This window comes from Janthinobacterium sp. OK676 (assembly GCF_900103595.1).
Lineage (GTDB): Bacteria > Pseudomonadota > Gammaproteobacteria > Burkholderiales > Burkholderiaceae_D > Janthinobacterium.
This window is the reverse complement of sequence record NZ_FNHA01000002.1, coordinates 299,008-316,110: the sequence shown is the minus strand read 5'-3', so window position 1 is coordinate 316,110 and position 17,103 is coordinate 299,008. Positions and strand designations below refer to the sequence as shown.

The following is a 17,103-nucleotide window of genomic DNA, read 5'->3' as shown; positions in this document are numbered from 1 at the left end:
CGGAGAGACTATCTCACCGCTTAATGGGAGCCGAATTGTATAGGGATGAATATGTTTATGTAAGGCAATTATTTAAAAAATATTACAAATAGAATATTTGTTGTTTTTGAGCAACGCGCAATATGCAATGCATATATGCGCCGGCCCTCACGGGGCGCCGCTGAAATACACGCCGACCTTCAGTCCATGCCCATTCGCCGCCGTCGCTAGTTCCAGCCGTGCGCCGTGCAGGGCCGCGATGTCGCGCACGATGGCCAGGCCCAGGCCTGCGCCGCCCGGGTTGCTCTCGAGCGCCGCGCCGACCCGGTAGAACGGTGTAAACACGCGTTCGCGTTCCGCAGGCGGGATGCCGGCGCCGCTGTCTTCCACTTCCAGCACCGTTTCGTTTCCATGGCCGCCCGCGCGCACGCGCAGGATCACGCTGCCGCCCTGCGGCGTATAACGCAAGGCGTTGTCGACCAGGTTGGCCACGAGTTCGTGCAGCAGCAGGTCCTGGCCATGCACGTGCGCTTCGTCGGGCGCTTCCAGCGACAGGTCGATATGCTTGCCGACGGAGACCACGGCCATTTCCAGTCCCACCTGCTGCGCCACGTCGCGCAGCGCGACGGTGTCCATGGCCAGATTCTCGCCGCCATGCTCGATGCGCGCCAGGGTCAGCAGGCGGTTGGCCAGCAGCACGGTCGAATCGGTGGTGGTGGCGATCGAGCGCACGATATCGCGCAGGGCGGCGATGTCCGGCGGCGCGCCCGCCTGGCGGTCGCATTCGCGCATGGCCAGTTCGGCCTGGGTTTTCAGCACCGTCAAGGGCGTGCGCAGCTGGTGCGAGGCATCGGCGATGAAGCGCCGCTGGCTGGCGATCAGTTGCTGCAGGCGCGACATGGAGCCGTTCATGGCGCTCACCAGCGGGCGCATTTCCTTGTGCACCAGCGTGGGATCGACGTCGGACAGGTCGGACAGGGTGCGCGTCTCGACTTCCGTTTTCAAGCGCATCAGCGGGCGCAGCACCAGGCGCACGGCGAACCACACGAGGGCGCCCATTGCCAGTATCATCGCCGCCTGCCAGATCAGGGTATCGAACAGGATCTGGTTCGACAGGCCGCGCCGCGCGTCCAGCGTCTCGCCCACCTGGATCAGGGCGATGCCGCGCATCGAGTCGTCATACACGGGTTGCAGCAGGGCGGCGATGCGGATCGGCTTGCCGTGGTAGTCGGCGTGGTAGAAGCGCACCAGGGCCGGATAATTCTGCGAGCGGGGCACGTTTTTCGGCACGGGCGGCAAGTCGCCATAGCCCGACACCAGCTCGCCATTGATGCCCGTGACCTTGTAGTAGATGCGGCCCAGGGTGTCGGTCTCGAAGCTGTCGAGCGCCACGTAGGGCACGTCGGCCACCACCTTGCCGCCCACGATGGAGACGCGCTCGGCCAGCGCCCGCGTCGACGCCAGCAGGGAACGGTCGTAGGCCATGTCGGCCGCGTCGAGCGCGTTGCGGTACACAAAAACGGCATCGAGCAGCACCAGCATCACCAGCGGGATGAGCAGCCAGCGCAGCAGCTGGCTGCGCAGGCTGCCCAGCGGGCGGCCCCGCGCCCAGTGCCGGCGCAAACGCTCGATCAGGGGCTGGCGTTGCCTGGCGATGTTCATTTTGACGCGGCCGGCGCCATGGCGCTGCGTGGTTGCAGCAGGTAGCCGATGCCGCGCAGGGTGGTGATGACGGCGCCGTCGGGCGAGCCGCTTTCCACGCCGTTTTCGAGTTTTTTGCGCACGCGGTGGATGTACAGTTCGATGGCATCGAGGTTGGCGTCGTCGGCCAGCGCGAAGACTTCGTCGAACAGCTTTTCCTTCGATACGGCCCGCCCCGAGCGCGTGATCAGCGCCTCGAGCACGGCGTGTTCGCGCGGCGTCAGGGCCAGCGCCGCGCCGCCATAGCTGAACATGCGCGTGACGGTGTCGAAACTGAGGGCGCCGCAGGTGTGCACGAGCGCTTCGTTGCCCTGGCTGCGGCGCAGCAGGGCTTTTACGCGCGCTTCCAGTTCGGCCAGTTCGAAGGGCTTGGCCATGTAGTCGTCCGCGCCCAGGTTCAGGCCCTGCACTTTTTCATCGAGGCCGCCGCGCGCCGTGAGTATCATGACGGGAGTCTTGCCGCGCGTGCCGCCGCGCGCGCGCAGGCGGCGCAGCACGTCCAGGCCGTCCATTTTTGGCAGGGAGAGGTCGAGCAGCACCAGGGAATATTCCTGCGTATGCAGCAGGGCGTCGGCATCGGCGCCGTTGTGGGCTGTCTCCACCGTCAGGTGCGCGTCGCGCAGGGCCTTTGCCAGCCAGTGCGACAGTTCCAGATGGTCTTCCACTAATAATATGCGCATGGTCTCCGCCATTCGTTTGAATTGGTGCAGTGTAAGCCTGTCGGCGCGCCACCGACAGGGGCGGCGATGAATATGTTTGCCTCTCTTGTGGCTGGCGGACGACACCTGTCATTCTGAAAGCCAATTGAAAGGATGGCGATCATATAGTGTGATCCTGATTCATGAAATTGATCAGGCTTATCACCAATAACTATATCTAAAGGGGATCCCACATGAAGAAAACCGCATTCTCGCTGGCCGCCATGGCCGTTCTTGCCGCCGCAGCCGGCGCCGCCCAGGCACAGTCGAACGTGACCCTGTACGGCCGCCTGGACGCCGGCATCAGCAACACCAGCAACGCCGGTCCGAACAAAAGCTCGATGACGCAGGTGAGCTCGGGCGGCATGAACACTTCGCGCTGGGGCATCCTGGGCAGCGAAGACCTGGGCGGCGGCTTGAAAGCCGTCTTCAATCTGGAAGGCGGCATCCTGGTCGACACGGGCGCGGCCGATGGCGCGCTGTTCAAGCGCCAGGCCAACGTGGGCCTGGAAGGCGCGTTCGGCCGTGTCGTGCTGGGACGCTCTTTCACCACCGTATACGACTTCGTGCTGCCATTCGATCCGATGGCGTATGCGCCGTTCTACTCGTGGGCTACTTCGGGCAACGCAACGGGGCCGAGCAAATACGGCATGACGACGGCCTTCGACAACATGGTCAAGTACTCGGGCAAGACGGGCGACTTCAGCTACGGCGCATCGTACGGCTTCGGGGAACAGTCGACGGGCACCTCGGACAGCGCCAAGCTGTCGACGGCCGTCACCTACAAGACCGGTCCGGTCAGCCTGCTGGCCACGTATGAACAAGTGAACGGCAACACCATCGCCGGCGGCGCGCGCGACAAGACCACCGTGTACCACCTGGGCGCCATGTACGACGACGGCCCGTGGAAAGTGCAGGCGGCGGCGCGCGACTACAAGCTCGATCCTGCTGCAGCCGGCAAGGCCGACGTGCGCGGCACCCTGTACTGGGGCGGCGTCAGCTACAAGACCACGCCGGTCATCACCCTGACGGGCGTGATCTACTACCAGGACGTGAAAAACGTGGCCGCCAACCTCGATGCCGATCCGATCATGTACGTGGCGCGCGTGCGCTATGCCCTGTCCAAGCGCACCGACCTGTACGTGGCCGGCGCCTACGCCAAGGCCAAGCACAACCAGCTGGTCAGCCTGTCGCGCGACGATGCCGGTTTCGGCGACACGCAGCGTGGCCTGATCGCCGGCATCCAGCACCGCTTCTAAGGCATGACCATGCTGCGCACCGCGTTCCTGTCGCTGCTGTTGTTGTCCGCGCCGCTGCCCGCGCTGGCAACAGCGCCCGTGCCTGAAGTCGATTGCGTGGTGCCGTCCAAGCCGGGCGGCGCCATGGACCTGACCTGCAAGCTGGCGCAGAAAGGGCTGCTGCAGCCCGATCCGGCGGCAGCGGCGCCGTTCGCGTCCTCGGTGCGCATCAGTTATCTGCCGGGCGGCATCGGCGCGGTGGCGTGGCGCTCGATGGGTTCGCAGCGCCGGCGCGCCGAAGCCAACACCCTGGTGGTGTTTTCGGGCGGTTCGCTGCTGAACCTGGCGCAAGGCAAGTTCGGCAACGCCAAGACGCGCGACGTGCGCTGGGTGGCGGCGCTGGGCGCCGACTACGGCATGATCGCCGTGCGCAGCGACTCGCCCTACAAGAGCCTGTCCGACCTGATCGCGGCGCTCAAGCGCCACCCCGACAAGGTGCTGATCGGCGTGTCCGGCACCATCGGCAGCCAGGACTGGCTGAAGATGGCGCTGGTGGCGCGCCAGGCCGGCATCGACCCGAAAGTGCTGCGCTTCGTGGCGCTGGAGGGCGGCGGCGAGATCTTCACGGCGATGCAGGCCGACTACGTGCAGGTGATGTCGGGCGATACGTCGGAAGCGACCCTGAATGCGGGCGACAGCCATGCGCGCGTGCTGGCGGTGCTGTCGGAAAAACGCCTGCCCGGCGTGCTGGCCGGCGTACCGACGGCGCGCGAGCAGGGCATCGACGTGGTGTGGCCCATCATCCGCGGCTTGTGGATGGGGCCACAGGTGCCGGAAGCCGATTACCAGCGCTGGGTGGCCACGTTCGACCGTGCCATGGCAACGCCGCAGTTTGCCCAGTGGCGCACGCAGGCGGGCATGTATCCGTTCGCGCTGACGGGCGACAAATTGACGCAGTACGTGAACCAGGCAGTCGAACGCTATTCCAGGCAGGCCGCCGAACTGGGCCTGATGCGCTGAAGCCAATAGCAAACCATACAACAATCACAGACGGAGACTAACCATGCAAACCAAGACCCTACTCGCCATCGCCCTGGCCGCCGCTTTCGCCGGTACCACCGGCGCCGCTTTCGCCCAGGTACCGGCAGGTTATCCGGCCGACTACCAGAAGATCATCGACGCGGCCAAGAAGGAAGGCAAGGTGGTGATCTACAGCGCCACGGACAGCAAGGCCGCCGCTCCGCTGATCAAGGATTTCAGCGCCCTGTATCCTGGTATTTCCGTCGAATACAACGACATGAATTCCACCGAAGTGTACAACCGCTTCATTTCCGAGGTGGCCGCCGGCGGCAACACGGCCGACGTGATGTGGTCGTCGGCGATGGATTTGCAGATGCGCCTCGCCTCCGATGGCTACGCGCTCAAGTACAAGTCGGTCGAAGCGGCGAAGATTCCCGGCTGGGCCATGTGGGACGACCAGGCTTACGGCACCACGTTCGAGCCGGCCGCCATCGTCTACAACAAGCGTTTGCTCGACCCCAAGGAAGTGCCGAAGAACCACGACGATTTCGTCAAGCTGATCGCCACGCCGAAATTCAAGGACAAGGTCACCACCTACGATATCGAAAAATCGGGCGTGGGCTTCATGTTCATGGCGCAGGATGCGAAGGAGTATCCGCAATTCCTGGCGCTGGAAAACGCCTTCGGCACGGCCAAGGTGCGCGTGCAGTCGTCGACGGGCACGATGATGGAACGTATCTCGTCGGGTGAAAACCTGATCGGCTACAACGTACTCGGTTCCTATGCGCTGGTGCGCGCCAAGACCGACCCGTCGATCGGCGTGGTGCTGCCCAAGGATTACACGCTGATCCTGTCGCGCGTACAGTTCATCAACAAGAACGCGAAGAACGTCAACGCCAGCAAGCTGTGGCTCGATTACGTGCTGTCGCACCGCGGCCAGACCATCATCGCCAACGGCGCCAAGCTGTTCGCCATCCGCGCCGACGTCACGGGCGAGACCACTTCGGCGGACCTGATCAAGGAAATCGGCGCGGCCAACGTCAAGCCGATTCCCGTGCATCCGATCATCCTGCAATTCCTGGGGCCAGCCAAGCGCATGGCCTTCTTGAAGCAGTGGAAAGAAACAGCCGGCAAAAAATAATGCCGTTCTGGCCGTCCGCGGGCGCGTGCCTGCGGACGGATGCCGCACCCTTCATTCATTGGATTCATCATGCAAACTGCTATCTTGCCGCTGCCTGCCCGGTCGCGCTCTCCCTTGTCGCGCCTGAACTGGCCGCGCGGCGTGGTCGTGGCGCTCACCGTGGTCGCCATTTTCCTGCCGCTGTTCCTGATTTTCTATCAAAGCTTTTTGAACGCGCCCTTCTTCATGCCGGTGCGCGAATTCGGCTTTGACTCCTACCGTTTCATCTTCGATGATCCCGATTTCGCCATGGCCTTCAAGAATGGCCTGATGCTGGCCTTTGGCCTGACCGTCATCGCCGTGCCGCTGGGCGGCATGCTGGCCTTCCTGATGGTGCGCACGGACTTGCCGGGCCGCGGCTGGGTAGCACCGATGCTGCTGGTGCCGATCTTTGTCTCGCCGATGGTGATGGGCTTCGGCTACGTCGTGTCGATGGGACCCGTGGGCTTTTATTCGATCTGGGCCAAGGAGCTGCTCGGCTTCGTGCCCTGGAATATTTATTCCTTCACCAGCATCGTCATCATCGCCGGCCTGACGCACGTGCCACACGTCTACCTGTACGCCTCGTCGGCCCTGAAAAGCCTGGGTTCGGACGTGGAAGAGGCAGCCCGTGTGGCCGGCGCCTCGCCGATCCAGGTGATGCTCAACGTGTCGCTGCCGATGATCATGCCGGCGCTGGCGTATGCGGGCGTGCTGGTGTTCTTCCTCGGCTTCGAAGTATTCGGCCTGGTGCTGGTGCTCGGCGATCCGGAAGGCCACCTGGTGCTGCCGACCTATCTGTACAAGCTGACGAATAAACTGGGCACGCCGTCGTACCACCTGATGGCCGCCGTCGCCGTGTGCCTGGTGATGGTGACGATGCCGCTGGTGATGATACAGCGCTGGCTGCTCAAATCGGCCAACAAATACGTGTCGATCAAGGGCAAGGGCGCGCGCAGCAAGGCCATGCCGCTGGGCCGCTGGAAGTGGCTGGCGTTTGCCTTGCTGGCCGGCTGGCTGATCTTCACCATCATCCTGCCGTTGACGGGCATCGTGCTGCGTTCCTTCGTGCAGTACTGGGGCGAAGGCGTGCACCTGGCCGACGTGCTGACCCTGCAGCATTTCCGCGATATCTTCGACCAGCCATCGCTGGTGCGCGGCATCGTCAACACCATCCTGATCGGCGTCGTCGGCGGCGCACTGGCCGTCGGCTGCTACAGCTTCATCGCGCTGGCCATGCACCGCAAGCAGGACGGCATCACGCGCCTGCTCGATTACAGCGTGCTGGTGCCGCGTGCCGTGCCGGGCCTCTTGGCCGGCCTGTCGTTCCTGTGGGTGTTCCTGTTCGTGCCGGCCTGGCTCGACGGCGTATTGAAAGGCATGGACAACGGCGTGGCACTGTGGCTGAGCGGCCATGTGATCCCCGTGCTGCGCGAACTGCGCTCGACGATCTTCGCTCTGTGGCTTGCGTACTCGGTGGTGTGGATGGCCTACGGCATGCGCCTCATTTCCACGGCGCTGCTGCAGGTGGGGCCGGAACTGGAAGAGGCGGCGCGCGCCGTCGGTGCCAGCCGTGGCCAGGTGACGCGCGACGTCACCCTGCCGCTGATCAAATACGGCTTGCTGGGCGCCTGGCTGATGGTGTTCCTGATCTTCGAGCGCGAATACTCGACGGGCGTGTACCTGCTCTCGCCGGGCACGGAAGTGATCGGCGCCATGCTGGTGTCGCTGTGGGCAGGCGGCTCGACCGACCTGGTGGCGGCGCTGTCCTTCATCAATATCACCCTGGTGGCCATCGGCCTGGGCATCGCGCTGCGCTTTGGCGTCAAGCTGCATAACTAAATACAAAGACTGAGACCACATCATGAATGAACTGACCGTCAATGAGCTGCACCTGGACTACGGCACCGGCGCCTCCGCCAACCCGATCCTGAAAGGTGTCTCGATGCACCTGAAAAAAGGCGAAGTGGTCGCCCTGCTGGGGCCTTCGGGCAGCGGCAAGACCACCTTGCTGCGCGCCGTCGCCGGGCTGGAAAGCCCGAAGGCGGGCACCATCGAGATCGGCGAGCGCAATGTCTTCGATGGCGCGAAGCACTTCGAGATGCCGGCCGAGCAGCGCAACCTGGGACTGGTGTTCCAGTCGTACGCGCTGTGGCCGCACAAGACCGTGTTCGACAACGTCGCCTACGGCCTCAAGTTGCGCAAGATGGGCACGTCCGATATCGCCGGACGCGTGAAGGAAGTGCTCACGCAGCTGGGCCTGGGACACTTGGGCGAGCGCTATCCGCATCAGCTGTCCGGCGGCCAGCAGCAGCGCGTGGCGATCGCCCGCGCGCTGGTGTACAACCCGCCCGTGATCCTGCTCGACGAACCGCTGTCGAACCTGGACGCCAAGCTGCGCGAGGAAGCGCGCGCCTTCCTGCGCGAACTGATCGTGCGCCTGGGGCTGTCGGCCCTGATGGTGACGCATGACCAGGGCGAGGCGATGGCCATTTCCGACCGCATCCTGCTGCTCAATAACGGCAAGATCGAGCAGCAGGGCACGCCGCAAAGCATGTATGAAACGCCGGACACCCTGTTCACGGCCGAATTCATGGGCAGTAACAACCGCCTGCCCGGCAAGGTGGTGCAGCGCGAAGGCAAGCAGGTGCGCCTGCTGGTCGACGGCGCTTCCATGCAGGGCGTGGCGCGCGGCGCCAACGTGGGAACGGAAGTGACCACCATGATACGCGTCGAGGAAGTGAAGATCAGCGCCACGCAGGTGGACAACGCCATCGAGCTGCCGCTGCTGACCTGCATGTACCTGGGCGACCGCTGGGAATGCCTGTTCGAACGGGGCGGCGCCGAGAACATCAGCCTGCGCGCGTATTCGCGCCACAAGCTCGAAGCGGGCAAGTACTGGCTGCACATGCCGGCCGACAAGCTCTGGGTGTTTTAACGGTGCCTTGGCGGCCACGCTGGCGCGCAGTCCATTGCCCGTTCTGCGCGGCGCTGGCCGCCGGGCTGGCGGGCGCGGCCGTCTGCCTGTGGCTGCATACGCCGCTGCCGTGGATGATCGGCCCCCTGTTTGCCACGGCCGCGCTGCGCCTGGCGGGGAGCGACCTGGCTTGCCCCGTGCGCGTGCGCGAGGCGGGCCAGTGGGCCATCGGCACGGCCCTGGGCCTGTACTTCACGGCGCCCGTGCTGGCCGTCCTCACTATTTATACGCCGTGGATCGCCGGCGCCGTGCTGTTCGCGCTGGCGCTGGGAGCGTCTGGCGCCATGCTGCTGCGGCGCCTCTGCGGCGTCGATGATGCGACGGCCTTCTTTGCCATGGCCGTCGGTGGCGCCTCCGAAATGGCGGTACAGAGCGAGCGCCATGGCGCCGACGTGGGCAAGGTCGCCGCCGCACACAGCCTGCGCATGATGCTGGTGGTGGCGATCATCCCGTTCGGCGTGCGCTTTTGGGGCAGCCATGGCCTGGCTGCAGGGCATGAGACTTTCGTGCCCGGCGCCGCGCTGGTCGATTACGGCGGGCTGGCGCTGCTGGTCGGCATCACCGTGCTGGCGGCCCTTGCATTGAAACGGTGGCAGTTGCCCAACGCCTGGGTCATCGGCCCGCTGCTGGCCGCGCTGCTGCTGACGGCCTGTGGCCTCCATCTGTCGCGCCTGCCCGAATCGATGATACGCGCGGGCCAGCTGTTCATCGGCATCGCCCTGGGCACGCGCTTCAGCCCCGCCTTCCTCCATACTGCCCCGCGCTACCTGGCCGGCGTTGCCCTGTGCAGCATCCTGATGCTGTTGCTGGCCGCCGCCTTCGGACTGGGCTTGTCATACTGGCTGGGTCTCCACCCCGGCACGGCCATCCTGGCCACCTCGCCCGGCGGCATCGCCGAGATGTCGCTGACGGCCAAGACCCTGCACCTGGGCGTGCCCATCGTCACGGCCTTCCACGTGGCGCGCATGGTGGTGCTGGTATTGCTGACGGGGCCGCTGTTTCGCCTGCTGCAACGGCCTTAGTTCCCCCGCACCACGATTTCCTGCACCTGCGGTTCGCGCTGGCGCATGAAGCGCACGATGGAGTCGACGGTGACGACGTCGATCTGGCGCGTCATGCGGCGTTCGAACGGGTGATCGTCAAAAGCGATATTGGCGCGGAACATGCGCGCGCCCAGGCGCGTGGCGGCCGGTATGCTCAGCGTTTGCGGCGCGTAGCTGGCGCTGCGCAGCCAGCCTTGCGCTTCGGCGCGCGTTTCGATCTTGCCGGGCTCGTTGCTGGCGGCGGCCAGGGTTTCCAGTACCCACTGGTTCGAGTTCTGGTACTTGGTGGAAAACGGGTAGGCCAGCATGTTGTAGTGCGCCTCATGCAGGCGCTTGGGCGTGTTCGACGCCAGCAGGCGCACCAGTTGCTGCTGCGTATCCTGGCCGGGAACCACGATCAGGGTTTCATATATGAACACATCATCCATGAAGAAATTGCCCAAGCCTTCGTTGTACAGCGACGATTGGGCCGTGCCGCATTCGTTGAGCTCATGCACCACCAGCCAGCGTCCTTTCGGGTGGTCGCGCCAGGCCAGCGCCATATGCGAATAGCGCAAATTGTATTTCGACAGGTCCTGGCCGACGCGCGCCACCAGCGCCACCTGCGCGCCCGAAGCATCGAGCGCCTGCAGGGTCTTGCTTGCCAGGTCCATCGACTTGACGAGGGTGGCGGCATCCGTTGGCTTGTCCTCGCACGAGCGCCCCGCATGGGCGGCGCCGGCCAGGGCCAGGCTGATGATAATGGCGGTCAGGCGTTTCATGGGTTCACGCTTTCGAATGGTGGAGGATCGCCTGGCCGGCCGCATTCGGCACATAGGCGATGGCCTTGCCCGACAGCACCAGCATGTGGCCCGTCGAGACGGCCACCACGTTGACCACGGTGCCGGCCGCCAGCGACAGGCCTTGCGTGGCCTTCTGGCTCAGCTTGACGGTAGCCGTGGCTGCCTGCGAGGCACCCCTGGCCGCGCTTTTGAGCACGAGGACGCTGCCGTCAGCCACGTCTTCCACCTTGTCGATGACGATTTCACCGGCGGCGGCCAGCACCGACATGGAACCGACGAGCACGATGGCCGAAGCCATGCTGGCGTTGTCGGAGGCGTTGGTGGTGTCGGAGTTGGCGGCCTGGGCCAGCGGCGTCATGGTGGCGGCGCACAGCAGGGCGGTAGCAAGCAGATGTTTCATGGGATTTCCGTTCCTTATTGGTGATTACACTTGGGAGTGGTGCAGCAGCGCCTTGCCCAGTTCGTTCGGGATGAAGGCGATGGCCTTGCCGGACAGCACCAGCATGTGGCCGGTGGACAGCGCCACCACATTGACCACGGTGCCGGCCGCCAGCGACAGGCCCTTGGCCGCTTGCCCGCTCATCTGGATGGAGGCGCCGCCCGCTTCGGATGCGCCCTTGAGCACGATGACGATGCCTTCGCCCACCGTTTCCACGCTGGCAACGACGACCTGGCCCGAGGCGACCAGCATCGACATGGAACCGGCGACGACGACGGCGGAGCCCTCGCTGAGGTTTTGCGAGCCTTTCGACAGGTTCTCGGAGGCGGCGGCGTGGACGAGGCCGGGAGCGGCCGCGGAGAACGTCAACAGCGACAAGGACAAGCAGAGGGGCAGCAAGCGTTTCATGGGTATCTCCTTTATGTGCCTGATTGGCAAGCGCATGATTGTCTAGCGCGGCGCTGCGGTCAATCGGAACGCGACTCGTAGTGGCCGGCCATACTTTGGGTATTACTATTTGATACTATATTGCTCTGCCGTTTGCAAAGGATAGCGATGCCACAAACCCACGCCCTGATCGAAGCCCTGAAGCGCCTGTTGAAAGCGCGTTCCGTGACCTATGCCGAACTGGCGCAGCGCATCGGCATGTCCGAAGCCAGCGTCAAGCGCATGTTCTCGCTGAAACAATTCTCCTTGCAGCGCCTGGACCAGATCCTGGTCGCCATCGGCAGCGATTTCCAGCAGCTGGCGCTGGCCGTGCAGTCCGCCCAGGCCGCGCCCACCCTGATCACGCGCCTGACGTATGCGCAGGAAAAGGAAATCATCGACGACACCCGGCTGTTCGTGGTGGCCGTCTCCGCCCTGAATTTGCTGCCGCTGGAACAGATCGTCGCCATCTACGACATCAGCGAAGCGCAAGCCGTGAAATACCTGCTGCGCCTCGACAAGATCGGTTTTCTGGAACTGCTGCCGAATAACCGGGTCAAACTGCTGGTGGCGCGCACGTTTGCGTGGATACCGAATGGCCCCATCCATTCGTATTTCAAAAAGGAAGCCTATGGCGACTATTTGAATTCGCAGTTCGATGGCGAGACGGAATTGCTGCGCCTGGTGAACGTGATGTTGTCGAAAAAATCCACGGCCGCCTTGCTGGAACGCCTGAAGCAAGTGGCGGTGGAATTCTCGCAGCAACACCAGGAAGACGCGCGCCTGCCCGGCGACGAGCGCCTGGCCATCAGCTTCATGCTGGCGGCGCGTCCCTGGATGCCGCAGACGTTCAAGGCGCTGCTACGGCAGTGAGGCGGCGAGTGGGGCGTTCTAGTGGCAAACGTTGTGGCTAAGGTTACTGTTTGTCCGTATTGCCTTGTTCCTCTTTCATTTGCGACAGCAGGCGCCAGGCAAAAAAGCCCAGCACACCTACGCCCAGCAGCAGTGCGGCCCACAACGCGGCCAGGCGCCACGGTGCCCCGTCCTTTGTGGCGGGAGCCGGCGCCGCCGCGCCGGTATTGGGCTGGAGCGCACCCGCGCTCGCTGTCTTGAGCGCCAGCAATTCATCCGCCTTGAAGCCGGGCGCCACCTGCGACAGCGGCTGCGCGACGGCGGTGGCGTTGCTGTTGCCGAACGCGAGTTGATAAGGCGGCTTGCCGCTGGCCAGGAAGACGACGGTGGCCGGCGTCCAGCCCAGGCGCAGGGCGGGCGCGCTGCTGGCGGAGAAAGGGAGTTCCGTGGCCGTCTGCAGCACCCACTCGTTTGTCTGCGTCACCGGCATGGCCAGGTCGCCCGAGATCCTTTCCTTGCCGTCGAGGCCGATGCGGTAAAACGTGGTGCTCAGCAGGGGATCGAAATACGCGCCTTGCGCGGGGCGTGCCTGTTGGCGCAGGTGCAGCCGGTGCCGGGGAACATAGCTGTTCTGGCGATACACGCCCAAGGCCACGGGCAGGACCGTGTTGGTCTGCGTCAATTGCAGGGCGATGCTGTCGGCAGGAATGGCGAACGGAGTGGCGTAGCGCCATTCATTGGCCTGCTTGCCGGGTGCGCCTTGCAGCACGACGGCGGCGCGCGGAGGGGCGATGTCCGTTTCGCTGACGGCTTGCGCCGTGATCGCCGCAAAGGCCAGCGGTTCGCCCGCTTGCCAGCTCAGGCGCGCATAGCGAAACGCGCGCGGCGCGAAGGCGATGCTGTCGTTGGCCAGGGTTTGCGTGTCGCTGTTGCTGAGCCAATTCAGGGTGGTGGTGCCGATGGCGTCCCATTGCTTCAGGTCATCGCTCACTTCCAGCAGCACTTGGGCGCTGTAATTGTCCGTGCGGGCCGGTGGTGTGAAGCGCAAGGCGGCGATGCGCCTGTCTTGCGTTTGTTTGCCCAGGTCGAGGATCAGCGCTTGCAGCGCCGCCGTGCTGGCCGCCGCACCGGCGCGGGTGCTGACCGACAGCAAGCGCCCATCGTCAGCCGTGCGGATATCGATGCCTTGCAAGCCATCGCCAGTGTGCTGCGCGCCCGTGACGGGGAAAATGCGGGCTGGAATGTTGCTGCGTTGCGTGGCCGATTGCGCGGGCGGCGCCGCCATGGCGTAGGCCAGGCGCTTGCCGTCGGCATCGAACAGGCGCACGTCGGCCAGGCTGGGCGAGCTGGCGTGCAGGTAGACTTCCCTGGGCAATGACAGCTGGACGATGCCCGCGCCGGCCGGCACGGTCACCGGCATGCTCCAGCCGTAGTCGTGTGGCCGGTCCTGGGGCGGCGCGGCCAGCGCGGCGCCTGCCATCAACACAATGCCGAACATGAGTGTGGTTTTCATGCTGCTCCCGGTTGCGGTTCGGCTGGCGCTGGCGCGGCAGCCTTGGGGAAGGGGGCCAGGTAGCCGATCAAGACCATCAGCAAGCCGACACCGACAAAGGAAATGATGCGTTCGATGCCGCCCACGTTGGACAGGTCGATCAGGAACAGTTTCACGACAACCAAGCCCAGCAGCACGGCACCGAGGCTCCATTGCTGGCGCCGCTGCTGGCGTGCCGCGTGGCGCATCAGCAGCAGGGCAGTGACGCTCCACACGAGCGACAGCATCGCTTGCACGAACTGCGAGGCCAGCATGGCGTCAAAGGTGTAGGGCACGCCGACATAGTGCGAGACGGTGCGCAGCAGCATCAGGTTGAACCAGCCGTACAGCAAGCAGGCGGCCGCGACGGGCAAGCGCGCCTGCCACAGGGCGGGCAGCGGTGACTGTTTTGCCGGCAGCAAGCGGTAGCTGGCAATGGCCAGCAGGACGGCAAAACCCGTGCTCAAGTCCAGCGGATTGAGCAGCGGCAAGTAGGGCAGGGGTGCCATGGCGCCGTCGTCGACAATATTCCAGGCGGCGATCAAGAGCAGCGACCATAGCGCCCCCAGCGGTATCAGGGTGCGCTGGTACCACGCTGCAATCGGCGCCACCGGCCAGGCGCCGGCGCGGCAGCGGCGGATCAGCCAGGCCAGCACCAGCATCATGGCCCAGGCCGGCAAATAGCGGGCCCAGGCGGGGCTGACGCTGCCTTCGTGGCGCGCCAGCAAGGCGCCCACGTGCATGGCGCCCACGGGCCACAGCATCAGCCATGGCGCGGCCGCGCGCAAGGTATGCAAGAGGCGCAGCGCCCGCGCGTCGAGTTGCCAGCCCGCTTTTGGCCAGGCCAGCAGCAGGTATTCGCCGGCCGCCAGCGCGCATCCCAAGGCCAGCCAGCTCAAGCCCGTCGGCAGGTAATCGCGCAGGTACAGCGCCAGCAGCAGGTTGGCGCTCCACAGGCCCAGGCCCAGCCAGGCGGCGACAGTGAACCAGCGCAGCTGTGGCCAGTCGAGGCGCCGCGCCAGGAGGGCGAACGCGGGCGTCGTGACGCACACGGCGATCAGGTACAGCGCCAGCCAGTGTTCGCCCGCGTGCGGCTGCAGCGTCAGGTCGCCGTCGATCAAGCGCAGCAGCCAGCTGGTGAAGGGCACGACGATGGCGGCAAACCACAGCAAGCCGCTCCACACCAGCAGGGGGCGCGCTACCAGGGCCAGCAGTTCGTCGCCGCCGCGTGCGCGCAGCGCAAGGAAGCGGGCGCTGGCAAAGGCGGCGGCGCCCAGCAGCAGGGCGCTGAGGAAGGAACCGTCGAACAGGCTGGCAGGGTGCTGGTCCCAGGCCCAGCTGGCGCGGCTCAGCATGACCATGCCGGCCAGCACCTGCACGGCCAGCAGCAGGGCGCGCGGCGCATGCCATTGTTCGCGCCGCGCCAGCGCCGCCAGCAAGGCTGCCACCGCCAGCGCGCTGACGGTCAGCAGGTTCAGTTGCGTGGCGGCAGCCGTGCGCAGCAGGATTTCGGTCCAGATGCCGCCCAGCAGCCAGGCCGTGGCCGCCGTCAGGAACAGCACGGACAGGCTGCGCATGAATTCCGGATGCAAGTGGCTGCCATGGCGGCGGAAATTGTAGGCCATCACCAGCGCTGCGGCGGCCAGCAGCGCGCAGCCGAGCCAGATGTTGGCGTCCAGGGCCGCTGCCGTATTGAGTTCCTGCATGGCGATGAGGAAGGCAATCCAGGCGGCCCCCTGCACCAGCAAGCCGAAGGCCCAGGCCAGGGTCTGGCGCTGGCGCAAGCCGACCCAGACGATGCCCGCGCCTTCCAGCGCCCAGGCGGCGGACGTCCAGCGGCCATCCAATGCAAACGGAATGGCCAGCGTGCCAAACACGATGCCCAGCGCCAGGAAGGCTTCGGCCAGCAGTTTGAAGCCGTTCCTGCGCCACAGGGCCACGGCCAGTCCCGTGTAGGTCAAGCCGGCAAGCAGCGCGGAAAACGCCAGGCCGAAGTCAAAGTGCCGCACCAGGCCGTATTGCAGGCCCATCGCCGCCAGCGGCGTGCCGAACACGAGGGTGCCATCCACGTAATGTTTCAAGCGCGGCGCCTGGCGCGCGCAGTAGGCAATCGCGATGCCGATATAGAACAGCACGAAGATGATCAAAAACAGCTGCGTCGACAGGTAGTGCTCGGGCGAGTAGCGCAGCAGGCCCCAGGTGGTGGCGACGACGAAGGTAAAGCCAAAACTGAGCACATTCAGGACGCGCCAGGCGCGTTTCAGGGCGATGGCGAAGACGCCCGCGTTGAGCAGCGCGTAATAGCTGAACAGGCCGATATGGTTGCCGCTGCCCGTCGACACGAGCAGGGGCACGGCAAAGCCGCCGACGATGCCGAAGACGGCCAGCCAGACGGCGTTTTGCAGCACCGCCAGCAAACACGTGAACGCCGTCAGCACGAACAGCACGGCAAACGCCATGCCGGCCGGGATCAGTTCATACAGGCGGAAGGCGCCGAACGTCACCAGCATCAGTATCGCCAGCGCCGTGCCCTGCAGCGGCAGGCTGATGCCGGGGCGGCTGGTGCGGATGCGCCAGGCCCAGGCCAGCAGGGCGATGTCGGCCAGCGCGATGCCGGCCAGGCGCAGTTCGATGGACACGGTGACCTGCGCCGACACGTACTTGAGCAGGAAGCTGACGCCGAGGAACAGGATCAGCAAGCCCAGCTTGGCGACCAGGTTGCCGGTAAACAGCCAGTTCCTTGCCTTGGCAACGAGGCCGTCCGGGCGCGCGATCCAGGACGGGGTGTTGGGGGCGGCTGGGGCAGGTTTGGCGGGAGCTGGCGCAGTGGGGGGCGATGGCTTCGGCGGCACGGGAACGGCAGGCGCGGCCTTTGCCAGTTCGACCGGCTCGATCACGGCCGCCTGCGGCGCAGGCGCGGAAACAGGAACCGGAGCAGGAGTCGGCACTGCTACTGGCGCTACGGCGGCTGGCACGGCAGAGGAGGGAGCTGGCGCTAGGTCCTGGCCTTCCAGTGTCAGCAGGCGCTGCTGGATGCCGTCGACTTCCTTGCGCAGGCGGGCCGTCAGCAATTCCAGATCGGCCACCTTTCTGCGGTATTGCAGCACCTGCACGAAGGCGGTGATCAGCAAGCCAAATATGATCAGCGTTATCAATCCAAACATGGGGGCAGCTTTCCGGGATGGTCAGGGCGAAGGCGCCCACAGTATGCGCACATTACCTTATTATCAAGAAACAGGCGATTTCTGTTGCGATAGG

The 17,103-nt window shown here is 65.1% G+C and carries 14 protein-coding genes; 7 read left to right on the top strand and 7 right to left on the bottom strand.

Annotated elements, in window-relative coordinates:
- Positions 1-147 precede the first annotated feature (147 nt).
- Together BLU39_RS05000 and BLU39_RS04995 are read right to left on the bottom strand one after the other, a co-directional pair.
- Positions 148-1,641: a sensor histidine kinase gene (locus BLU39_RS05000; RefSeq protein WP_232731163.1), complete on the bottom strand. Its 1,494-nt coding sequence runs from the start codon at positions 1,639-1,641 to the stop codon at positions 148-150.
- Positions 1,638-2,360 (bottom strand): response regulator, encoded by a 723-nt coding sequence (locus tag BLU39_RS04995; RefSeq protein WP_092711293.1) that lies wholly within the window; start codon positions 2,358-2,360, stop codon positions 1,638-1,640. Before BLU39_RS04995 ends, BLU39_RS05000 begins: the two co-directional genes overlap by 4 nt.
- Positions 2,361-2,572: 212 nt before the next feature.
- Here BLU39_RS04995 and BLU39_RS04990 point away from each other — a divergent pair, with 212 nt between their 5' ends.
- From BLU39_RS04990 to BLU39_RS04965, 6 genes are all read left to right on the top strand, one after another.
- Positions 2,573-3,637 carry a porin gene (locus BLU39_RS04990; protein ID WP_092710527.1) on the top strand — a complete coding sequence of 355 codons (1,065 nt, stop codon included), beginning with the start codon at positions 2,573-2,575 and terminating at the stop codon, positions 3,635-3,637.
- A 3-nt stretch (positions 3,638-3,640) separates the two neighbouring features.
- Positions 3,641-4,636 (top strand): Bug family tripartite tricarboxylate transporter substrate binding protein, encoded by a 996-nt coding sequence (locus BLU39_RS04985; protein WP_092710525.1) that lies wholly within the window; start codon positions 3,641-3,643, stop codon positions 4,634-4,636.
- 43 nt (positions 4,637-4,679) lie between these two features.
- A complete protein-coding gene (locus tag BLU39_RS04980) occupies positions 4,680-5,777 on the top strand; it encodes an ABC transporter substrate-binding protein (protein WP_092710523.1) in 1,098 nt (365 codons plus the stop codon).
- 69 nt (positions 5,778-5,846) lie between these two features.
- Positions 5,847-7,637, top strand: a complete 1,791-nt coding sequence (locus BLU39_RS04975) for an ABC transporter permease (RefSeq protein WP_092710520.1) — start codon at positions 5,847-5,849, stop codon at positions 7,635-7,637.
- Positions 7,638-7,659: 22 nt separating this feature from the next.
- Complete coding sequence (locus tag BLU39_RS04970) at positions 7,660-8,733, top strand: ABC transporter ATP-binding protein (protein ID WP_092710519.1); 1,074 nt, start codon at positions 7,660-7,662, stop codon at positions 8,731-8,733.
- A gap of 2 nt (positions 8,734-8,735) precedes the next feature.
- Complete coding sequence (locus tag BLU39_RS04965) at positions 8,736-9,794, top strand: AbrB family transcriptional regulator (RefSeq protein ID WP_092710516.1); 1,059 nt, start codon at positions 8,736-8,738, stop codon at positions 9,792-9,794.
- Here BLU39_RS04965 and BLU39_RS04960 read toward each other — a convergent pair.
- The 3 genes from BLU39_RS04960 to BLU39_RS04950 are packed head-to-tail and all read right to left on the bottom strand — an operon-like array spanning position 9,791 to position 11,444.
- Positions 9,791-10,576 carry a DUF2145 domain-containing protein gene (locus tag BLU39_RS04960; RefSeq protein WP_092710514.1) on the bottom strand — a complete coding sequence of 262 codons (786 nt, stop codon included), beginning with the start codon at positions 10,574-10,576 and terminating at the stop codon, positions 9,791-9,793. The genes BLU39_RS04965 and BLU39_RS04960 overlap by 4 nt on opposite strands.
- Positions 10,577-10,580: 4 nt before the next feature.
- Positions 10,581-10,997 carry a hypothetical protein gene (locus BLU39_RS04955; RefSeq protein ID WP_092710511.1) on the bottom strand — a complete coding sequence of 139 codons (417 nt, stop codon included), beginning with the start codon at positions 10,995-10,997 and terminating at the stop codon, positions 10,581-10,583.
- Between the two features lie 24 nt (positions 10,998-11,021).
- On the bottom strand, positions 11,022-11,444 hold the full coding sequence (locus BLU39_RS04950) for a hypothetical protein (RefSeq protein WP_092710509.1): 423 nt from the start codon (positions 11,442-11,444) through the stop codon (positions 11,022-11,024).
- 147 nt (positions 11,445-11,591) lie between these two features.
- Between BLU39_RS04950 and BLU39_RS04945 the strand changes: the two genes are divergently transcribed.
- The gene (locus BLU39_RS04945) at positions 11,592-12,335 is read left to right on the top strand and encodes a helix-turn-helix domain-containing protein (protein ID WP_139178163.1); all 744 of its coding nucleotides are present in this window, start codon (positions 11,592-11,594) and stop codon (positions 12,333-12,335) included.
- A gap of 43 nt (positions 12,336-12,378) precedes the next feature.
- Here BLU39_RS04945 and BLU39_RS04940 read toward each other — a convergent pair whose 3' ends face one another.
- Both BLU39_RS04940 and BLU39_RS04935 read right to left on the bottom strand, forming a co-directional pair.
- The gene (locus BLU39_RS04940) at positions 12,379-13,827 is read right to left on the bottom strand and encodes a DUF3999 family protein (RefSeq protein WP_092710506.1); all 1,449 of its coding nucleotides are present in this window, start codon (positions 13,825-13,827) and stop codon (positions 12,379-12,381) included.
- A complete protein-coding gene (locus BLU39_RS04935) occupies positions 13,824-17,009 on the bottom strand; it encodes a DUF2339 domain-containing protein (RefSeq protein WP_092710503.1) in 3,186 nt (1,061 codons plus the stop codon). Before BLU39_RS04935 ends, BLU39_RS04940 begins: the two co-directional genes overlap by 4 nt.
- Positions 17,010-17,103: the final 94 nt, after the last annotated feature.